We start from the raw sequence: 18,628 nt of genomic DNA on the forward strand, positions 1-18,628 counted from the left end.
TCAATCACACGAAACCGCCGCCCCGGCAGTGGATACCTGCCACTCACGAGGCTCCCGGAGATGAACAGGCGGGACGGCTCGAGGGAGGGGGGAGTCGCGATCTCGAGCCGCCCCGCTGAAGTTCCCGCCAAGGTGGACCCGGTGACGAGGGGGATGCCAACGGGGCCGGCGGGCGCCGCGACTCGGCAGGGGGGAGACGAGTCGCGGTCGTCACCCACGTCGAGCCGGGGAGTGCGTGGAATCCGGCCGCGCGGGACTTAGTCAACCTGTCAGATCTCCACCTGTAATCACAAGACTACCGGTTACTCCGTTCGAGTGAACTTCGAAAACCGGGATAACGGAGTGCAGCCTGATTTCCGGGGATCGGGACTTGTTGGCGACCCGTCTTCTGGACGGGTGAAGGTGTTACTCGCGGGTAACGCACTCTCCGTAGAAATAACGTCAAGCGCGGCCCTCTGACCGGCGCTTCCGCTCCCTCTGGCAGGCTGAACCCATGGCTGAGCTTGGGACTCTGGTGCTGCTGCGTCACGGGCAGAGCACGTGGAACGCCGAAAACCTGTTCACCGGCTGGGTGGACGTGCCGCTGTCCGAGCAGGGCGAGCAGGAGGCGCGCAAGGGCGGGCAGCTGCTCGCGGAGTCCGGCCTGCTGCCGGACGTCGTGCACACGTCGCTGATGCGCCGGGCGATCTCGACCGCCAACCTGGCGCTCGACGCCGCCGACCGGCACTGGATCCCGGTGAAGCGCGACTGGCGCCTCAACGAGCGCCACTACGGCGCGCTGCAGGGCAAGAACAAGAAGCAGACCCTGGACGAGTTCGGCGAGGAGCAGTTCATGCTCTGGCGCCGCTCCTACGACACCCCGCCGCCCCCGATCGACCCGGCCGACGAGTTCAGCCAGGTGGGCGACGCGCGCTACGCCGACCTCGGCGACGCCGCCCCGCTGACCGAATGCCTCAAGGACGTCGTCGCGCGGCTGCTGCCGTACTGGGAGTCCGAGATCGTCCCGGATCTGCGCGCGGGCAAGACCGTGCTGGTCGCCGCGCACGGGAACTCGCTGCGGGCGCTGGTGAAGCACCTCGACGGCATCTCCGACGACGCGATCGCCGGGCTCAACATCCCGACCGGCATCCCGCTGCGCTACGACCTCACCGAAGACCTCAAGCCGGTCACCGCCGGCGGGACCTACCTGGACCCGGAGGCCGCCAAGGAGGCCGCGGCCGCCGTCGCCAACCAGGGCAGGTAGTGCGCTCCGGTACCAAAGTGTCATGAAAGGGTCGTTCAGGACGTTTTTCGTCCTGAACGACCCTTTCATGACATCCGGGGCAGGGCCGTCAGGGCAGGGGCTGGACCGACTCGATGCCGGCCGCCTTCCACCCGTCGGGCAGCCGCTGGAGGCGCAGGACGATCGGCAGGTACCGCTTCGACGCCTGCCCTGCCGCGTCCGTGACATCCGACGTCGCGTAGAGCAGCACGCTCGCTTTGTCGTCCACGACCTCCATGACCGCGGCGACCGGGTTCGGCGCCATCGACGCCTTCGTGCCCCCGGTCCGGATCTGGTTCAGCCGCGCTGCCTTGTCCTGCTGGAACTGGGCCGACAGCTGCCCGGTCGACATGGATTCGTAGCGGGCGTAGGTGCCTTCGGGATCGGCCGGATTCACGTTCAGCAGGGCTTCCGCGGCGCGCACGCCACCGTCCCGCGCGGAATCCCGCACCCTCGCGAACACGCGGTCGCCCGCGCCCGGCTTCTCCGCCGCGGGCGCGGGGTCCGACGGGTTCACCTTGACCTCGCCGATCCGCCAGCGGTCGCCCTCGCGCACGGTCGCGAACAGCACCGACGCGATGCCCTTGCTGGTGGCGCCGGCCCGGGTGCTGCTCTGGTCGAGCACGCTCAGCACCCGCGCCTTGTCCGGCGTCTGCTCGACCGCCGCCGAGACGATCACCTTGGTCACGAGCTTGATCGGCTCGGCCGATTTCCGGACCTCCGCGAACAGCTTCGCCAGCTCGTCCCGCGCGCTCGGCGTCAAGTTGTCGGCGAGCGCCTTCTCGTAGGCGGGCACGGCCGTGCTGTCGTAGGAGAACACCGCTTCGGTGGCCGTCTTCACCGCCGTGAGCACGGACGCCGTCTTCGCCGGATCGACCAGCGCGAGGTTCGCGGGCGGGCTTTCCGGTTCGGGCCGGGCGGCGCCGGAGATCGTGGTGGTGCAGCCCGCGAGCGCGAGCAGCACGGCCAGCCCCGCCCAGCGCTTCACAGCAGGCCGAGTTCCCGCGCCCGCGCGTCGACCTGCAGACGCGACGTCACGCCGAGCGCGACCAGCAGCTCGGAGACGCGCCGCTGATAGGTGCGCACGCCCATGCCGAGGCTCTTCGCGGCCTTCTCGTCCTTGCAGCCGGTGGTCAGGAACTCGAGGATCTGCGGTGCCTCCATCCGGATGTCGGCGAACCGCGCGTCGAACGTCTCCAGGGTGGTGGACGCGAGCCAGGCGGTTTCGAACAGCGACAGGATGCCCTGCACCAGCTCGGGGCGCGAGATGACGCTGTAGGAGCGCACCGCCTTGCCCTCGTCGCCCGCCATGATCGCGACCCGCTCGTCGAGCAGGATCGTCTCGTTGATCTCCTCGGTGCCGATCCTGATCTGCGCGCCGAGACCGGACAGATGATGCAGGTGCTGCGCGGTCTGCTCGTTCAGCAGGACACCGGGGCGGTACAGCTTGCGGATCCGCTTGTCGCGCACCAGCCGTTCACCCTGCCGCGTGAGCGACGGCCGCGAAAGCGCCCAGGTGTAGAGGTCGTCGGCCGCGCACGCGATGTCGGTCGCCGCGACGAACAGATGAGCCGTCCGGTCGAACAGCTCTTCTTCTCCGCGAATCAGGGAGATGTCACTGACGAGTTCCACGGCGACAGTCTTCCAACATTCCCCGGGGGCCGTGACGGGAACGTCGCTATTCGCCTGTGAGTGGGAAGGACTCCGCCCCGATAATCACGACGAAAGTCGGGATCCGGGCATCATCCGGCGACGATGTCCCCGTTCCGGGTGACCCGCCTCACCCAGGAGATCTCGGCCAGGGATCGGCCACGTGAACGGGGGCTGACCTGCAGGCGAACAGGGTGTCCCCAGGTGTCATAGGCATCACGAGTACGCGGCCGGGACTAGGCCAAAAGACTACCCACGCGCTTACGATTCCCCTGTGACCACGCCTGTTGCACTCGCCCTGGCCGTCGGCGGACTGATCGTCGGTGTGGTTTTCGGTTCCCTGATCGCGAGGGGCCGCGCCCGCCGCGAAGAACGGCGACCGACCGGTCCCACCGTGGCCGAGCTGCTGGAACGCCTCGTGCGGTCCAGCAACAACGGCGTCGTCGTCCTCAACAAGTTCGGCGACATGGTCCTGCACAACCCGCGTGCCTACGAACTCGGACTGGTGAAGGTCAACCAGGCCGATCCGCGGGCCCGCAAGGCGGCCGAGCAGGTGGTCGAGACCGACGAGCCGATGGAGATCGACCTTTCCCCGCTGGAGGCGAGGGGCCGACAGCCCGAGGCCGTCCTCGGCGAGGTCCGGCCGCTCGGCGACGGGTTCACCGTGGTCGAGGCCGTCGACCACTCCGAAGCGATCCGGCTCGAAGCCGTCCGGCGTGACTTCGTCGCGAACGTGAGCCACGAGCTGAAGACGCCGGTCGGCGCGATCGCGCTGCTCACCGAGGCCGTGCTCGACGCCGCGGAGGACACCGAGGAGGTCCGCCGCTTCGGCGGCAAGATCCTCCGCGAATCGACGCGGCTCGGCCAGCTGGTCACCGAGCTGATCGCGCTGTCGCGGCTGCAGGGCGCCGAGCGGTTGCCCGACCTGAACGTCGTCGAGGTCGACGCGGTCGTCCGCGAGGCGCTCGGCCGGACGACGCTTTCGGCGGAATCCGCCGAGATCACCATCACCACCGACGCGGCCAGCGGGCTCCTCATCGAGGGCGACCGGACGCTGATGGTCACCGCGCTGTCGAACCTGCTGGAGAACGCCGTCGCGTACTCGCCGGCGGGCAGCCCGGTGTCGATCAGCAGGCGGCTGGTCGACGGCAAGGTGGAGATCGCGGTGACCGACCGCGGCATCGGCATCGCCGAGGACGAGCAGCAGCGCGTCTTCGAGCGGTTCTACCGCGCGGACAAGGCGCGGTCGCGGGCGACCGGCGGCACCGGGCTGGGGCTGGCGATCGTCAAGCACGTGGCCGCCAACCACGGCGGTTCGGTCGGCCTGTGGAGCCGTCCCGGCACCGGGTCGACCTTCACCCTGCGGATCCCCGCGCACATCCCCGCCGAACCGGCCGCGCCCGTGAAACAGGCTCCGCCGGTGTCCCGGCCGGAGAAGACCCCCGAGCGGACACCCCGTCTCGTGGCAACAGGGCAAGAAAGCCCCGACCATGGAGGAAACCTGTGACGAGGGTTCTCATCGTCGAGGACGAAGAGTCGTTCGCCGACCCGCTCGCGTTCTTGCTCCGCAAAGAGGGCTTCACCGCCGCCGTCGCCGTGACGGGGCAGCAGGCGCTCGAGGAGTTCGACCGCAACGGCGCCGACATCGTCCTGCTCGACCTCATGCTCCCCGGTATGAGCGGCACCGACGTCTGCAAGCAGCTCAGGCAGCGTTCCGCGGTACCGGTGATCATGGTGACCGCGCGCGACAGCGAGATCGACAAGGTCGTCGGGCTGGAACTCGGCGCCGACGACTACGTCACCAAGCCGTACTCGGCCCGTGAGCTCATCGCGCGGGTGCGGGCGGTGCTGCGCCGCGGCGGCGAGCCGGGCGCCGAAGGCGACCTGGCCCCGCTCGTGCTGACCGCCGGGCCGGTGCGGATGGACGTCGAGCGGCATGTGGTGACCGTCGACGGCCAGGAGGTCTCCTTGCCGCTCAAGGAGTTCGACCTGCTCGAATACCTGCTGCGCAACGTGGGCCGGGTGCTCACCCGCGGTCAGCTGATCGACCGGGTGTGGGGCGCGGACTACGTCGGCGACACCAAGACGCTCGACGTCCACGTGAAGCGCCTGCGCTCGAAGATCGAGCCGGACCCGGGTTCGCCCCGGCACCTGGTCACCGTCCGCGGCCTGGGCTACAAGTTCGAGACGTGACCGGCCGGTACCCGCCTCCTGCGATACAGATCACGGTTACGGTTTCGTGACCTGATGCGGGGGCGGGTACCGTAGACGCTCGTGCGCCTAGGGGTACTCGACGTCGGTTCCAACACCGTCCACCTGCTCGTGGTCGACGCCCACCGTGGCGCCCACCCGACCCCGATGCATTCCGAGAAGGCCGTCCTCCGCCTCGCCGAGCAGATCACCCGCAACGGCGATCTGAGCCGCGCGGGCGCGGACAGCCTCGTACGCGCGGTCGAATCGGCGAAGGCGGCCGCGGCCCGGCTCGGCTGCGAAGAGGTCATGGCGTTCGCCACCTCCGCGGTCCGCGAAGCCAAGAACGCCCCGAAGGTGCTGGCGAAGGTCCAGGAGCAGACCGGCGTCGAACTGAAGGTGCTTTCCGGGATCGACGAGTCCAGGCTCACCTTCCTCGCCGTCCGCCGCTGGTTCGGCTGGTCGGCGGGCAAACTGCTCGTGCTCGACATCGGCGGCGGCTCGCTCGAAATCGCGATGGGCCGCGACGAGGAACCGGACCTGGCCGAATCGTTGCCCCTGGGCGCGGGCCGGACCACCAGGACGCGGTTCCAGCACGACCCGCCGACCCGTTCGGAGCTCATCGCGACTTCGGTGTGGCTCGAAGAACAACTCGCCCCGCTCGCGAAGAAGGTCGCCAAATTGGGTGAACCCGATCGTGTCGTGGCGACTTCGAAGACGTTCCGGTCACTCGCCCGGCTGACCGGAGCGGCGCCGTCGGCCAGCGGGCCGCATGTGCGCCGTACCCTGACCGACACCGCGTTGCGCCAGCTCATCGCGTTCATCTCCCGGATGACCGCCCAAGACCTGGCCCATCTAGAGGGGGTCAGCGCGAGCAGGGCGCATCAGCTGGTGGCCGGCGCGCTCGTCGCACAAGCCACCATGCGAGCGCTTTCCCTGGAAGAACTGGAGATCTGTCCGTGGGCGCTGCGAGAAGGTGTCATCCTTCGACGGCTGGACCATTCGAACGGTGCGGACGAGACTGTGGGCGGCAGCGCCCGACTGGACTTAGTCGACGGAGAACGGGCACGGTGAAGAGGTGACGGAAATGCGGATGACGGTGGATAGCGCGCGCGACGCCGCCGATGCCCCGTCGCGTGCCGGTTCGCAACGGCTGGAGCGCGCATTGGACAGCACGGTATGACGGACGAGACAGAGAGCGGCCAGCCACAGAAGACCGTGGCGGAGCTGCTCGCGCAGCATGGAGCCCAGCCCGAAGGCGGGCGCCGCAGGCGACGCCGCGCGGCCGACGACGAGGACGAGGCTCCCGAGCCCACTCGCGGACGGCGCGCGCCGTCGGTGAGCGACACCGCGCCGCAGGCGATCATCGACAGGGTGGCCGGCGACACGCCGCCGCCTGCCAACCGTCCTCCGCGCCGCGCGCGTCCCCAAGACTCCGGCGCGCGTCCGCTCCCGCAGCCGCAGCAGGATTCCGCGCCGCTGCCGGTGCCGCCGAACGTCGCGTCGACCCCGACGCGGCAGACGCCGCCGGTGCGCCCGCCGCAGGAACAGAGCGGCTATCAGCAGCGTCCGCCCCAGCAGTCGGGTCAGTTCGTGCGGCCGACGCCGCCGCAGGAGCAAAGCGGTTACCAGCAGCGCCCGCCCCAGCAGTCGGGTCAGTTCGTGCGGCCGACCCCGCCGCAGGAGCAGTCCGGCTACCAGCAGCGTCCGCCGGACTCCGAGGGGCTGCCCCCGCGCGGCCGTCCGCGGCCGCCGGGCCCGGAGGAGACCCGCGGCGCGGTGCCGCCGGTCCGCCGTCGCCCCGAGCCGCCCGCCGGGCCCCCGTCTTCGGGTCTCTCCGCGAGACTCGACGGCGGTCTCGACGCCCCGGCGGAAGACGCCCAGGACCAGCCCGGCCCGATGGCCAGCGGCGCGTTCGCGACGCCGCCCGCCCAGCCGGCGCGGCGCCGCCGCCCGGCCGCCCGGCCGCCTCAGCCGAAGGCCGAGCCGAGCACCGAGCAGTTCGCCGCGGTCGGCGACGAGACCCCGCCCGAGCCCGAGGCGCCCGCCGAGCCCGCGGCACCGCCCGCGGGGCTCGCCGGATGGCGCAAGCGCAGGCAGAAGGTGCAGTCCGAGGACACCGAGATCGGCGGGATCCCGCCGGTGCCGCCCCCGGTCGCGCCCGTCGAGCCGGACCCCGAACCCGAACCGGACCCGTTCGACGCGGGCCCCCCGACCATGGGGCACCCGGCGCCGATGCCCTTCGTGCCGCCGCATTCCCTCGACGACCGAGAGCGGCAGGACAACCTCGACGAGTACGAGCGCGAGTTCGCCGACCCGGCGTACCCGGACGGCGGCCCGGACTTCGGGCGCGACGACTACGGCTACCGCGCCGACGACTACGAGGACGACTACGACGACGATCAGGCCGAGGAGGTCGTCGAGGACGACGAGCCCGCGGCGCCCGCCGCGAAGGCCTCGCCCGGGAAGCAGTGGCTGGCGCTGGCCGGTCAGCTCGCCCTCGGTGTCGTCGGCGGCGCCGGGGTCTGGCTCGGCTTCAACTGGCTGTGGGTGAACATCCCCGCCGCCGCGCTGGTCGCCGCGTTGCTGGTGATCGTCGCGCTGGTGTGGATCGTCCGGAAGATCCGCAAGGCGGAGGACCTGCAGACGCTGGTGCTCGCGGTGCTGGTCGGACTCGTGGTGACGGTCTCACCGGCCGCACTCCTGCTGGTCGCCCGTTAGCGGCCTCGGGAAGGATGCCGGAATGGTTCAGCAGGTTCCGGTGGGTCTCTCGACGGCGTCCGTCTGGCCGTTGCGGGCGGGAGTGGCGTTCGAGCTGGCCGCCGACCTCGGTTACGACGGTGTCGAGGTGATGGTCTGGGCCGACCCGGTCAGCCAGGACGTCTCCGCGTTGCGCCGCTGGTCGCGGCGCACCGGGGTGCCCGTGCTGTCGATCCACTCGCCTTCGTTGCTCATCACCCAGCGCGTGTGGTCGCCCGATCCCGTGGTGCGCCTGCGGATGTCGGTGGAAGCCGCGCAGGAGCTGGGCGCGCGCACGGTCGTGGTGCACCCGCCGTTCCGGTGGCAGCGCCGCTACGGCGACGGGTTCGGCGACCTCGTCGACGAACTCGAGGAAGCCAGCGGCATCGAGATCGCGGTCGAGAACATGTTCAAGGTCCGCCCGCCCGGTGGCTCGCGGACCTCGCGGGTGTCGGCGTTCCGGCCCTCGATCGACCCTACGGACGTAGGGTTTCGCCACTACACGCTCGACCTGTCCCATACAGCGGCAGCCGGGATGGACGCCCTCGCGCTCGCCGACCGGATGGGTCCCGGGCTCGCGCACGTCCATCTGGCGGACGGCACGGGACTCCCGAAGGACGAGCACCTGGTGCCCGGACGCGGTATCGAACCCTGCGCCGAACTGCTGGAAAAGCTCGTGAGCAGCGATTTCTCCGGGCAGGTCGTGCTGGAGATCAACACCCGCCGGTCGCCGAGCGCGGCGCAGCGGTCGCGGGACCTCGCGGAGTCGCTCTTGTTCGCGAGGCTTCACCTCGGTCAGTGACAAAGATCGTCTCCAGGTGCGGAGATTCATTCCTCCCTGCGCTCGAGGCGCTGGTACACGTAAAGTTCCGACCGTGAACCAGCTGCGCTTGTTGATCTCCCGCACCCCGATGGATCGGCTCGTGGCCTGGGTCAGTGCTCGGTGAGCGCGACCGACGAAACGAGCACCTCCTTCGACGAGGCATGCGCGACGAGATCACTGGGTGACGGCACGTTCACGGCGGTACTGCGTACCGAATGGTCGATCGGCGGACACCCGCACGGCGGCTTCCTGATGGGCCTGATGGCACGGGCCGCCCTCTCGTTCCTTCACGAACGCGGCGAGCCGCCGTCCGAGCCGCTCGCGATCAGCGCGGAGTTCCTGCATCCGCCCGCGGTGGGGCCGGTGCTGCTGCGCATGGACGTCCGGAAGGTCGGAAGGCGCGCCTCGGTCGTCGGGGTCCTGCTGGAGCAGCGGGGCCGCAGCTGCGTCGAGGCCAGGGTGACCACCGGCCGGTTGCCGATGCGGCGGCCGGAGTGGACCGACGTCCCGGCCATGGCCGCGGAGCCGCCGCCCGGCGCGGTGCCCGTGTCCGGTGAGACCTCCGAAGGTCTCTTCAACCTCGCGAAGGGCTGCGAGGTCCGGCTCGACCCGGCGAGTGTCGGCTATCTGCACGGCCGGATCGGCGACCCGCCGAGGATGCGGCTGTGGGTCCGGCCGCGGCACGGGCTCGCGGACCCGTACTTCGCCCTGCTCGCGAGCGACGTGAACCCGCCGGTGGTCTACAACCTCGGCCGGGTCGGCTGGGCGCCCACCGTGCAGCTGACCGCGCTGCTGCGCACCCGGCCGGCGCCGGGCTGGCTGCGGGTGGTCGTCCAGAGCCAGTCGGTGCACGAGGCCTGGTTCGACTCGGACGCCCTCGTGGTCGATTCGCAGGGCAGGCTGGTCTGCCAGACGCGGCAGCTGGCACTTGCCCCGGCGCCTGGAGCCTGACGGCGGTTTGGCACGCTGAAGAGCATGAGTGTGATCGCGGTTCTGGGTGCCGGGAAGATCGGGGAGGCCCTGCTCTCGGGCCTGCTGCACGGCGGGCACAGCCCCGGCGACCTGCTGTTCACCGAGCGGTATCCGGCGCGCGCGGACGAGCTGACCGAGCGCTACGGCGTGCACGGGGTCAGCGTCGCCGACGCCGCTCGCCGGGCCGACGTGCTGGTCGTCGCGGTCAAACCGCAGGACATCGAGCCGGTACTCGACGAGCTCGCGCCGCTGCTCGGCAAGGAGTCCTTGGTGGTCTCGCTGTGCGCGGGCCTGCCGACCGCCCTGTACGAGCGCAGGCTGGCCGACGGCGTCCCGGTGGTGCGGGTCATGCCGAACACCCCGATGCTCGTCGGAGAGGCGATGAGCGCGGTCTCCGCGGGCGCGCACGCGACCGCCGAGCACATCGCGGTGGTGAAGGATCTGCTGTCGCACGTCGGGCAGGTCGTCGAGGTGCCCGAGTCGCAGCAGGACGCCGTCACGGCGCTGTCCGGCTCCGGCCCGGCGTACTTCTTCTACCTGGTCGAGGCCATGATCGACGCCGGGATCCTGCTCGGCCTGCCGCGGGCGCTCGCCGGGCAGCTGATCATCCAGTCGGCGGTCGGGGCGGCGAAGATGCTCGCCGAGTCCGACGAGCACCCGGTGCTGCTGCGCGAAGCCGTCACCTCGCCCGCGGGGACGACCATCAACGCCATCCGCGAGCTGGAGAAGCACGGCGTCCGCGCGGCGCTGCTGGCCGCCATCGAGGCCGCGAAGGACCGCTCGACCGAGCTGGGCCGCGCCCACGAACCCCGCACTTAGTCCTCTGGATGCGGTGGTTCGACGGCGAACCACCGCATCCAGAGGACGAAATGCGTAGTCGGACAGGCCCATCCCGGTGACTCGCGTCGCTTTAGCCACACGTGTCCCGCTACTCTCAGGAGAGCACGTGCGTGTCGATACCACAGGTGGGGAAGCCTCGTGGCGCGACACGTGTCGAAGGACACGGTGAATCATGCCGCCGAACAAGAAGGATGATCTGGCCAAGGTCAACACAGTGGGCCAGGTCCAGTTCCTGACGGTCGCCGAGGTGGCCACGCTGATGCGGGTCTCCAAGATGACCGTCTATCGCCTCGTTCACTCGGGCGAGTTGCCCGCCGTGCGCGTCGGGAAGTCGTTCAGAGTGCCTGAAAAGGCCGTACACGAGTATCTGCAGGGCGCGTACTTCGACGTGGGCTGAGGCTCGGTCCGCGGAGTACGACGTGCCCGCCCGAGGGCGTCTTCCGGGGCGCGAGTACCCTGGAAGACCGCTCGTGCCTGTGCGCTCCACCCGTTGGACGCTGCGCCGGGCAGCGTGACCGACGACGAAGGAAGGAGCGCTCACGATGGGCTCTGTGATCAAGAAGCGCCGTAAGCGCATGTCGAAGAAGAAGCACCGCAAGTTGCTGCGCCGGACGCGCGTTCAGCGTAGGAAGGCCGGCAAGTAAGACACAGCCGGTGAGTGGCCCGTCCAGGTTCTGGACGGGCCATTCCCATTCAGTGGGTGGTTTCCGCCCGTTCGAGTGAGACGTGCATCCCCTCTGCGAGCGGCGGGTTAATAGCATGTAAGCGACGACTCGACTACCCCTAATGAGCGGTAACATCTCAAGGGCAGCCGCGCGATGCTTCCAATGAGTGCAGGTTCGCGCACACACGGTCGATGGACCAGCGCTCAAGGTCATCAGGACCCCGTGATCGAAAGTCCGAGAACCGCCCAAAGCCGCAGGGAGTCCTATGCCGTCGAACATCGTGCTCGTGACCGGGGTCGGGGGAGACCTTGGCGGGAAGCTACTCGCCAGACTCGGCAACAATCCGGGGTTCGAGCGGGTGATCGGCGTGGACACCACGCCCCCGCAGAAGTCGGTGCTGCAGCGGATGGGGCACGCTGAGTACGTCCGTGCCGACATCCGCAACCCGCTGATCGCCAAGGTGATCAGCACGGCCAAGGTCGACACCGTGGTGCACGCCTCGTGCACCGCCCATCCGGCCGGCCCGGCCCGCCGGACGGCGATCAAAGAGGTCAACGTCATCGGCACGATGCGGCTGCTGGCGGCCTGCCAGCGCTCGCCGCTCGTGCGCAAGCTCGTGGTGAAGTCGACGGCCGCCGTCTACGGCGCCGGCGCGCGCTCGCAGGCCGTCTTCACCGAGGATTCGGAGCTCATCCCCACCTCGGCCAGCGGTTACGCGAAGGACGCCGTCGAGATGGAGGGGTACGTCCGCGGGCTCATGCGCCGCCGTCCCGACATCACGACGACACTCCTCCGGTTCGCCAACATCATCAGCCCGGAGATCGACACCGTGCTCTCGCGCTACTTCGCGCTACCGGTCGTCCCGACCGTCTTCGGCTACGACGCACGGATCCAGCTTCTCCACGCTTCGGACGCGCTGGCCGTCTTCGAACAGGCGACATTGAACGACAAGCCCGGCGTGTTCAACGTCGGCTCGGAGGGGGTACTCACCCTTTCTCAGGCGATCCGGCGAGCCGGACGGGTCGAACTGCCGATGCCCAGCGGCGTCGTGCCGTCGGTCGGCAAGGTGCTGCGCGGAGCGCGAGTGGTCGACTTCTCCGCCGACCAGGTCCGGCTGCTGAACTTCGGCCGCGTCGTGGACATCGCGAAGCTCAAGAAGGACTTCGGCTACACCCCGCGCTGGACGACGCGGGAAGCGTTCGACGACTACATCACCGGCCGCGGGCTCCGGCCCGTGGTGGACGGCGGCAAGCTCGCCGGGTTCGCGGGCAAGGTGCTGGTGGCCGCGGCGACCGGACAGGCGGCGCACCGATGAGCAGGCCACACGAGAACTCTCATGAAGGCGAGGCGGAAGACGTGAGCGGCGCTGAAGCGCAGGTCATCCCGTTGCACGGCCCCGGCAGAGAGAAGCCGGACCCGGCCGCCCAGGCGGAACGGGATCTTCGCGAGTCGGAAGAAGCGCAAGAACATCTGGACTCCGAACGCCGGGCCGACGCGCCCGTCGTCGAGTTCCCCGGGGCGGCGCGGGTCACGCCCGCCCGGACCCGGCCTGCCGACGCGGACCTCCTGCCGGCTTCGCTCAGGACGGCCTTGGAGTTCGTGCGTGACCGGCTGACCGGTGACTACACCGTCGACGAATTCGGCTTCGACGCCGAGCTCACCGAGACCTTGCTGTTGCCGCCGCTGCGCGCGCTGTACGAGAAGTGGTTCCGGGTCGACACGTTCGGCGTCGAGAACCTGCCGTCCGATGGCGGCGCGCTGCTGGTGTCGAACCACTCCGGCACGGTGCCGCTCGACGCGCTGATGACCGCCGTCGCCGTGCACGACCACGTCCCCGGCGGAAGGCATCTGCGCGGCCTCGGCGCGGATCTGGTGTTCCAGCTGCCGCTGATCGGCTCGTTCGCCCGCAAGTCCGGGCAGACGCTCGCCTGCAACGCCGACGCGGAACGCCTGCTGCGCAAGGGAGAACTCGTCGGCGTCTGGCCGGAAGGGTTCAAGGGGATCGGAAAGCCGTTCTCGTCGCGGTACAAGCTGCAGCGGTTCGGCCGCGGTGGTTTCGTCTCCGCCGCGCTGCGGACCGGGGCGCCGATCATCCCCGTGTCCGTCATCGGCGCGGAGGAGATCTACCCGAAGGTCGGGGACATCAAGCTGCTCGCGCGGGTGCTCGGCCTGCCGTACTTCCCGGTGACGCCGCTCTTCCCGCTGCTCGGCCCGCTCGGCGCGATCCCGCTGCCGACGAAGTGGAGCATCGAGTTCGGCGAGCCCATCCCCACGGACACCTACGACGCGGACGCCGTGGACGACCCGATGCTGGTGTTCACGCTGACCGACCAGGTGCGGGAGTCGATCCAGCAGTCGCTGTACAAACGCCTGTCGCAGCGGAAGAGCGTCTTCAAGGGCTAGAACGCGTCACTCGCGTGATCAGACCCGTAACTCGCGTGATTGGGGCCGTAACTCACGAGTTGCGGCCCCAATCACGCGAATGACGGCTTCAAGCACGCGAGTGACGGGTCAGCGCTTCCGGTACGCCATGCCCGCCGCGACGGCACCGGCCACGGCGCCGACGCCGAGCACCGAAGGCACGCCGATCTTCGCGGCCTTGCGTCCGGTCCGGAAGTCACGGATCTCCCAGCCGCGTGCCCGCGCGACGTCGCGAAGGCCGCCGTCGGGGTTCACCGCGACGGCGGTCCCGACGACCGACAGCATCGGGACGTCGTTCTGCGAGTCCGAATACGCCGTGCAGCGCTTGAGATTCAGCCCTTCGCGTGACGCCAGCGCCCGCACGGCGTGGGCTTTCGCACGGCCGTGCAGCAGGTCGCCGACGAGACGGCCGGTGTAGACGCCGTCCTTGGTCTCCGCGACGGTGCCCAGCGCGCCGGTGAGGCCGAGGCGCCGCGAGATGATGGCCGCGAGTTCGATCGGGGTCGCGGTGACCAGCCAGACGCGCTGCCCGGCGTCGAGGTGCATCTGCGCGAGCGCCCTGGTGCCGGACCAGATCTTGTCCGCCATCAGCTCGTCGTAGATCTCTTCGCTGATGTCGGTCAGTTCCTGCACGGTTCGACCGGCCACAAAGGACAGTGCGCGCTCGCGGTGGGTCTTGATGTCCTCTTTGTTCTCCCGGCCGCCGAGCCGGAATTTCACCTGCTGCCAGACGAATCCGGCCAGATCGGCGGACGTGAAGAACTTGCGCGCGGCCAGCCCGCGGGCGAAGTAGAAGATCGACGCGCCCATCATCATGGTGTTGTCGACGTCGAAGAACGCGGCCGCCGTCAGGTCCGGCGGCGCGGGCGGCGCGGGCGGTTCGAGGGCTTCGGCGGACGCGGTCGCCATGGCGGCCTCGGCCGACGCCTCGCCCGCGAGCTCGGCCAGCCGTTCGAGCTCTTGACTCTTATCCCTGCCCCGCCAAACTGACACGCACACCGCCTCCGGAATCCCAGGTGACTGTGCACAGCGTAGCGAGCGGCCGACCACGCTGTCCCGGGTGTGGCGCCTGCCTCACGTGACACCGAGTCAGCCGATGGTTATCGGCGGTAACCCCGGGATGAGCGGCGGAATCGAAATCAGCGGCGGCTTCGGTGTGGTGGTCGTCGTCGGCACGGGCGGCAGGTTCGTGGGGCCGGGGGCGGGCACCACGGGCGGCGGCGTTCCTCCCGTCGGCGGCGCGGTCGGCCCGGTCGGGGCGGCGGTGTCCACGGCGGACGACGGCGGCACCGAGGTCGGCGTCGGCGTGCCGGTCGGCGCCGACGAAGGCGGGGCGGACGTCGCCGGCGGCAGGACGGCGTCGGGGGAGCCGGGGTTGCGGACGCAGTCGCCGGCGGCCGGGACCGCGCCCAGTTCGTCGGAAGAGCCGGTGGTGATCGTGTAGCAGACCAGACGCGAGCCGAGATCCGTCGTGCGTGCCTGGACCCTCTCGAGCAGGACACGGGCCGAGTCGAACTTGTCGCGTGCTTCGGCGGGCGCGCGGTCGATCTGGAGGCCGAGCCGGTCGGACTGCTGACGCGCCCACGAGCGGAGTTCGACCAGCCGGGCCTGGCCACCCTGATCGGTGACGAGCGCCGTCAGCTGCGAGACGCCGGCGCGGAGATCGGTCTCGAAATCGGTGAGCCCGGTGAAATACGCGTCGGTGGGCGCGCCCTGCCGGGTCAGCTCGTCCAGTTCGCCGACGCGGTTCGCGGCGAACTCCAGATGCTTCTTCGCCTTGTCCTGCTGGTCGAAGGTGAGCCCGAGCGAGGCCGATTCACCCGCTCGTTTGATGCCGTAGAGCGGATCGCCCGGCAACGCGTCCTTGGACAGCAGCAGGGTGATCCCGCCGAGTGCCAGCACGAGCGCGACGGCGGCCGCGGCGAGATTGGCGACGGCGTGACCACGTCGCTTCGGCGCGGCTTCGGCTTCGGCGAGGCGCCCGGCGATCTCGTCGCGGATCCGTTGCCGGGTCTCCGCGTCGGGGGCGCCACCGGCGCCGAGTTCGCGCAAGCCGCCGACGAGCGCGAGTTCGTGCGCGAACTCGTCGCCGTCCGGGGATTCGGTGCCGTCGACAAGGTCGGCGAAGCGGTCACCGTCCGCCCGCTCCCGCGCGAACCATCCCGGCACGCCCACGGCGAAGTCTCCATCTGCTCAGCCCGGTCCTGACACCGGTCTGGCTGAGAAAACGAGCGGGGACGCCCAAGGGTTACGGCAAGGCCCGGTGAGGGACAAATATGGGACTTTAACGCAATCCGGTGGGCAGAAGTTGTGCCAAACGGCGTACCGCGCGGTGCTGAAGGGCCTTGATGGCGCCCTCGTTGCGCTTCATGATCGCCGCGGTCTCGGCGACCGAAAGCCCCTGCATGAACCGCAGCACGATGCACTCGCGCTGGTCCTCGCCGAGTTCGGCGACGCAACGCAGCAGTTCGGCGCGGGTGGCGCGGCTGATGGCCTGCTGCTCCGGGCCCGCGACGGCCTGCACGCCGACGTTCCCGATCGGTGCCCCGTTCGGCTCGGCGACCTCGTCGGTGACGACTTCGAGGCGGAACCGGCTCGACTTCACGTGGTCGAGGATGATGTTGCGCGCGATGGTGACGAACCAGGCGCCGACGTCACGCCCCTGGTAGCTCACCGACGTGATGCGGCGCAGCGCCCGGAGGAAGGTCTCGCTGGTGACGTCTTCGGCGAGGTCCCGGTCGCCGAGGCGGAACAGGACGTAGCGGTAGACGACGTCGACGTAGCGGTCGTAGAGCCGTCCGAAAGCCGAGGTGTCGCCGCCCTGCGCGGCGCTGACCAGCTCCCACGCTTCGGCCTTGGCGGCTTCGGCGGCGGCGTCGTTCTCGGTGGTGTCCTTGACCTTGGGGCGAGGCGACGGCGCCGCGGGAAAACCGCTCCGGCGGAGGATGTGGCCAGCCAGCATCGAGACGGGGTTCGTCGCGGGAAGAGTCACGGTCCACCTCCCGTTCCGGACAGGGAGGACCGGCCCGCATGTCCCACCGCCGCGTGGGCCTGCAAGATCTGCACGTCCGGACTCCCTTTCTCACCATCGAGTGATCAACACCACTCGACGACGCCCAGCAGCATACGTGTAGTTACCGCGAAGTAGGTAGCGGTGGCGGGGTTACGGAACTGCGACGAAAGCGAGTGACCCCCATGACGGTGGCCGGGATGACAAACTGGCAACGCCGTTCGTCGAGGGAAGAGGTTCGCAGTTGAGCGCGGAGCAGGTTGCCGATGCAAGTGTGCCCACTTTGCTCGCCGAGGCCGCCCGTCAGTGGCCAGGCAAGACCGCCGTCCAGGAGACCGGCGGCGGGATCGCGCTGACCTGGGCGGAACTCGACAATGCCGCCCACGTGCTCGCCCGCGCCCTGCTCGACGCGGGAATCGAGCGCGGCGACCGGGTGGCGTTGCGGCTGCCGACGTCGGCCGCGTTCGCCGTCTCGCTGTTCGGGGCGCTCCGGGCAGGCGCGGTGGTCGTCCCGGTCTCGCCGCAGGGGCCGGCGGCGGAGTTGAACGGGCTGCTGGAGCACAGCGGCGCGCGGCTCGTCCTCGAACGCGAACCCAGCGAGGAACTCCCCGTTGGAGTGACAAGCCTCTCACCGCCTGTTACCTCGGATGGAGCAGCCGAACCGGTCGGCGCGTCCGGCGCCGGTGAGGACATAGCGGTCATCTCGTACACCTCCGGCACGACCGGCCCGCCGCGCGGCGTGATGCTGTCGCACCGGGCACTGCTGGCGAACCTCGACCAGCTGAGCCGGATCGTCCCGACGCCGCTCGTGCACGGCGACCGCGTGCTCATCACCATCCCGTTGTTCCACGTCTACGGCCTGGGCCCCGGCCTGCTGCAGACCACGGCGGTCGGCGCGACGGCGATCCTGTCCGAACGTTTCCTCGCCGAACGCACGCTCTCCGACTGCGCCGAGTACCGGGTGACGTCGATCGCCGGTGTGCCCGCGATGTACGCCGAGTTCGCCGCGATGGATCCCGAGGAGCTCGGGCGGGGCCTTTCCACCGTCCGGCGGATGACGTCGGGTGCGGCGCCGCTGCACCCCAAGATCCTCACCGCGCTCCGCGGCGCCACCGGACTCGACGTCTACGAGGGCTACGGCCTCACCGAATGCGCGCCCGTGGTCACCACGACGCTGGTCACCGGCTACCCGAAGCCCGGTTCGGTCGGGCGGCCGCTGCCCGGCGTCGAGCTCCGGCTGGTCGACAGCGACGGCGACGCGGAGCCGGTCCCGCTGGACCCGGACGACCTCGGCGACGCCTTCGACGAGGACGGCGGCACCGGACTGGTGTCGATCCGCGGCGCGAACCTGTTCTCCGGCTACTGGCCCGACGGTTCGCACGGCCCCGACGAGGAAGGCTGGTTCCGCACCGGCGACGTCGGCTACCTCGACACCGACGGCGACCTGCACCTGGTGGACCGGGCCAACGACCTGATCATCGTCAACGGCTTCAACGTCTTCCCGCACGAGGTCGAGAACGTGATCTCGATGCTGGACGAGGTCGTCGAGGCGGGCGTCGTCGGCGTCGTCGACGAGCGGACCGGGGAAGCGGTGAAGGCCGTCGTCGTCCCCGCGCCCGGCGCGTCGCTGTCGGAACAGCAGGTCGTCGAGCACTGCGCCGAGCATCTGGCGGGGTACAAGGTGCCGCACACCGTCGAGTTCGCGGAGTCGCTGCCGCATTCGGCCACCGGGAAGCTGCGCCGTCTACGCCTCAGGTAAGGATTGGGGCATGGCCCACCACGTGACCGTCATGACCCGTACGGGCTGCCACCTGTGCGAGGTCGCGGAACAGGACATCGAGCGGATCTGCGGAGAACTGGGCGTCGCCTGGTCGGCCCAGGACGTCGACAGCGACCCCGAATGGCGGGCCGAATACGGCGACCGCGTGCCGGTGATCCTCGTCGACGACGCCGAGCACGGCTACTGGCGCGTCGAAGAGGACAGGCTCCGGAAAGCATTGGCGTAACACACTCGTAAGGGGCGATCGGCCACCCCAACGGCCGATTCGCTCCGAAGA

19 protein-coding genes are annotated in these 18,628 nt (G+C 69.9%); 14 read left to right on the top strand and 5 right to left on the bottom strand.

The window, feature by feature from the left end; genetic code table 11:
• Window positions 1-493 precede the first annotated feature (493 nt).
• The gene (locus ACIBTM_RS15690; protein WP_125678918.1) at window positions 494-1,243 is read left to right on the top strand and encodes a phosphoglyceromutase; all 750 of its coding nucleotides are present in this window, start codon (window positions 494-496) and stop codon (window positions 1,241-1,243) included.
• 88 nt (window positions 1,244-1,331) lie between these two features.
• Here ACIBTM_RS15690 and ACIBTM_RS15695 read toward each other — a convergent pair whose 3' ends face one another.
• Both ACIBTM_RS15695 and ACIBTM_RS15700 read right to left on the bottom strand, forming a co-directional pair.
• Window positions 1,332-2,249: a hypothetical protein gene (locus ACIBTM_RS15695; protein ID WP_395877197.1), complete on the bottom strand. Its 918-nt coding sequence runs from the start codon at window positions 2,247-2,249 to the stop codon at window positions 1,332-1,334.
• The gene (locus ACIBTM_RS15700; RefSeq protein ID WP_395877199.1) at window positions 2,246-2,893 is read right to left on the bottom strand and encodes a DNA-binding response regulator; all 648 of its coding nucleotides are present in this window, start codon (window positions 2,891-2,893) and stop codon (window positions 2,246-2,248) included. Before ACIBTM_RS15700 ends, ACIBTM_RS15695 begins: the two co-directional genes overlap by 4 nt.
• Window positions 2,894-3,185: 292 nt before the next feature.
• Here ACIBTM_RS15700 and ACIBTM_RS15705 point away from each other — a divergent pair, with 292 nt between their 5' ends.
• The 11 genes from ACIBTM_RS15705 to ACIBTM_RS15755 all read left to right on the top strand — a co-directional run bounded on the left by ACIBTM_RS15705 (window position 3,186) and on the right by ACIBTM_RS15755 (window position 13,543).
• On the top strand, window positions 3,186-4,418 hold the full coding sequence (locus ACIBTM_RS15705) for a sensor histidine kinase (RefSeq protein WP_395877201.1): 1,233 nt from the start codon (window positions 3,186-3,188) through the stop codon (window positions 4,416-4,418).
• Window positions 4,415-5,104 (top strand): response regulator transcription factor, encoded by a 690-nt coding sequence (locus ACIBTM_RS15710; protein ID WP_020633140.1) that lies wholly within the window; start codon window positions 4,415-4,417, stop codon window positions 5,102-5,104. Before ACIBTM_RS15705 ends, ACIBTM_RS15710 begins: the two co-directional genes overlap by 4 nt.
• A gap of 81 nt (window positions 5,105-5,185) precedes the next feature.
• Complete coding sequence (locus ACIBTM_RS15715) at window positions 5,186-6,175, top strand: hypothetical protein (protein ID WP_395877203.1); 990 nt, start codon at window positions 5,186-5,188, stop codon at window positions 6,173-6,175.
• Between the two features lie 105 nt (window positions 6,176-6,280).
• Window positions 6,281-7,822: a hypothetical protein gene (locus ACIBTM_RS15720; RefSeq protein ID WP_395877205.1), complete on the top strand. Its 1,542-nt coding sequence runs from the start codon at window positions 6,281-6,283 to the stop codon at window positions 7,820-7,822.
• Window positions 7,823-7,844: 22 nt separating this feature from the next.
• Entirely contained in the window at window positions 7,845-8,642 is a 798-nt protein-coding gene (locus ACIBTM_RS15725) for a sugar phosphate isomerase/epimerase family protein (RefSeq protein ID WP_395877207.1), read from the top strand.
• Between the two features lie 141 nt (window positions 8,643-8,783).
• The gene (locus tag ACIBTM_RS15730) at window positions 8,784-9,614 is read left to right on the top strand and encodes a thioesterase family protein (RefSeq protein ID WP_395877209.1); all 831 of its coding nucleotides are present in this window, start codon (window positions 8,784-8,786) and stop codon (window positions 9,612-9,614) included.
• Window positions 9,615-9,638: 24 nt separating this feature from the next.
• Window positions 9,639-10,454 carry a pyrroline-5-carboxylate reductase gene (gene proC / locus ACIBTM_RS15735; protein WP_395877211.1) on the top strand — a complete coding sequence of 272 codons (816 nt, stop codon included), beginning with the start codon at window positions 9,639-9,641 and terminating at the stop codon, window positions 10,452-10,454.
• A 193-nt stretch (window positions 10,455-10,647) separates the two neighbouring features.
• Entirely contained in the window at window positions 10,648-10,872 is a 225-nt protein-coding gene (locus ACIBTM_RS15740; RefSeq protein ID WP_005151704.1) for a helix-turn-helix domain-containing protein, read from the top strand.
• Window positions 10,873-11,017: 145 nt separating this feature from the next.
• Window positions 11,018-11,119, top strand: a complete 102-nt coding sequence (locus tag ACIBTM_RS15745) for a 30S ribosomal protein bS22 (protein ID WP_007030867.1) — start codon at window positions 11,018-11,020, stop codon at window positions 11,117-11,119.
• Between the two features lie 286 nt (window positions 11,120-11,405).
• The gene (locus ACIBTM_RS15750) at window positions 11,406-12,455 is read left to right on the top strand and encodes an NAD-dependent epimerase/dehydratase family protein (RefSeq protein WP_395877213.1); all 1,050 of its coding nucleotides are present in this window, start codon (window positions 11,406-11,408) and stop codon (window positions 12,453-12,455) included.
• Entirely contained in the window at window positions 12,452-13,543 is a 1,092-nt protein-coding gene (locus ACIBTM_RS15755; RefSeq protein WP_395877215.1) for a lysophospholipid acyltransferase family protein, read from the top strand. The genes ACIBTM_RS15750 and ACIBTM_RS15755 overlap by 4 nt, the downstream gene beginning before the upstream one ends.
• A 108-nt stretch (window positions 13,544-13,651) precedes the next feature.
• On the opposite strand, the gene ACIBTM_RS15760 is transcribed toward ACIBTM_RS15755, so the two are convergent.
• From ACIBTM_RS15760 to ACIBTM_RS15770, 3 genes are all read right to left on the bottom strand, one after another.
• On the bottom strand, window positions 13,652-14,554 hold the full coding sequence (locus ACIBTM_RS15760) for an HAD family phosphatase (protein ID WP_016330921.1): 903 nt from the start codon (window positions 14,552-14,554) through the stop codon (window positions 13,652-13,654).
• A gap of 96 nt (window positions 14,555-14,650) precedes the next feature.
• Window positions 14,651-15,736 carry a DUF5667 domain-containing protein gene (locus ACIBTM_RS15765; protein ID WP_395877217.1) on the bottom strand — a complete coding sequence of 362 codons (1,086 nt, stop codon included), beginning with the start codon at window positions 15,734-15,736 and terminating at the stop codon, window positions 14,651-14,653.
• A gap of 109 nt (window positions 15,737-15,845) precedes the next feature.
• Window positions 15,846-16,553 (bottom strand): sigma-70 family RNA polymerase sigma factor, encoded by a 708-nt coding sequence (locus tag ACIBTM_RS15770; RefSeq protein ID WP_395877219.1) that lies wholly within the window; start codon window positions 16,551-16,553, stop codon window positions 15,846-15,848.
• A 292-nt stretch (window positions 16,554-16,845) separates the two neighbouring features.
• On the opposite strand from ACIBTM_RS15770, the gene ACIBTM_RS15775 reads away from it, so the two are divergent.
• Together ACIBTM_RS15775 and ACIBTM_RS15780 are read left to right on the top strand one after the other, a co-directional pair.
• Entirely contained in the window at window positions 16,846-18,330 is a 1,485-nt protein-coding gene (locus tag ACIBTM_RS15775) for an AMP-binding protein (protein ID WP_395877221.1), read from the top strand.
• A 10-nt stretch (window positions 18,331-18,340) separates the two neighbouring features.
• Window positions 18,341-18,577 (top strand): glutaredoxin family protein, encoded by a 237-nt coding sequence (locus ACIBTM_RS15780; RefSeq protein WP_038520134.1) that lies wholly within the window; start codon window positions 18,341-18,343, stop codon window positions 18,575-18,577.
• Window positions 18,578-18,628: the final 51 nt, after the last annotated feature.

The organism is Amycolatopsis sp. NPDC049868 (assembly GCF_044461365.1).
Classification (GTDB): domain Bacteria; phylum Actinomycetota; class Actinomycetes; order Mycobacteriales; family Pseudonocardiaceae; genus Amycolatopsis.

Bases quoted from the DNA above. Each gene is read 5' to 3' on its own strand.
- ACIBTM_RS15690 (WP_125678918.1), top strand. From the start codon at position 494: ATGGCTGAGCTTGGGACTCTGGTGCTGCTGCGTCACGGGCAGAGCACG.
- ACIBTM_RS15720 (WP_395877205.1), top strand. From the start codon at position 6,281: ATGACGGACGAGACAGAGAGCGGCCAGCCACAGAAGACCGTGGCGGAG.
- ACIBTM_RS15725 (WP_395877207.1), top strand. From the start codon at position 7,845: ATGGTTCAGCAGGTTCCGGTGGGTCTCTCGACGGCGTCCGTCTGGCCG.
- proC (WP_395877211.1), top strand. From the start codon at position 9,639: ATGAGTGTGATCGCGGTTCTGGGTGCCGGGAAGATCGGGGAGGCCCTG.
- ACIBTM_RS15740 (WP_005151704.1), top strand. From the start codon at position 10,648: ATGCCGCCGAACAAGAAGGATGATCTGGCCAAGGTCAACACAGTGGGC.
- ACIBTM_RS15745 (WP_007030867.1), top strand. From the start codon at position 11,018: ATGGGCTCTGTGATCAAGAAGCGCCGTAAGCGCATGTCGAAGAAGAAG.
- ACIBTM_RS15750 (WP_395877213.1), top strand. From the start codon at position 11,406: ATGCCGTCGAACATCGTGCTCGTGACCGGGGTCGGGGGAGACCTTGGC.
- ACIBTM_RS15755 (WP_395877215.1), top strand. From the start codon at position 12,452: ATGAGCAGGCCACACGAGAACTCTCATGAAGGCGAGGCGGAAGACGTG.
- ACIBTM_RS15780 (WP_038520134.1), top strand. From the start codon at position 18,341: ATGGCCCACCACGTGACCGTCATGACCCGTACGGGCTGCCACCTGTGC.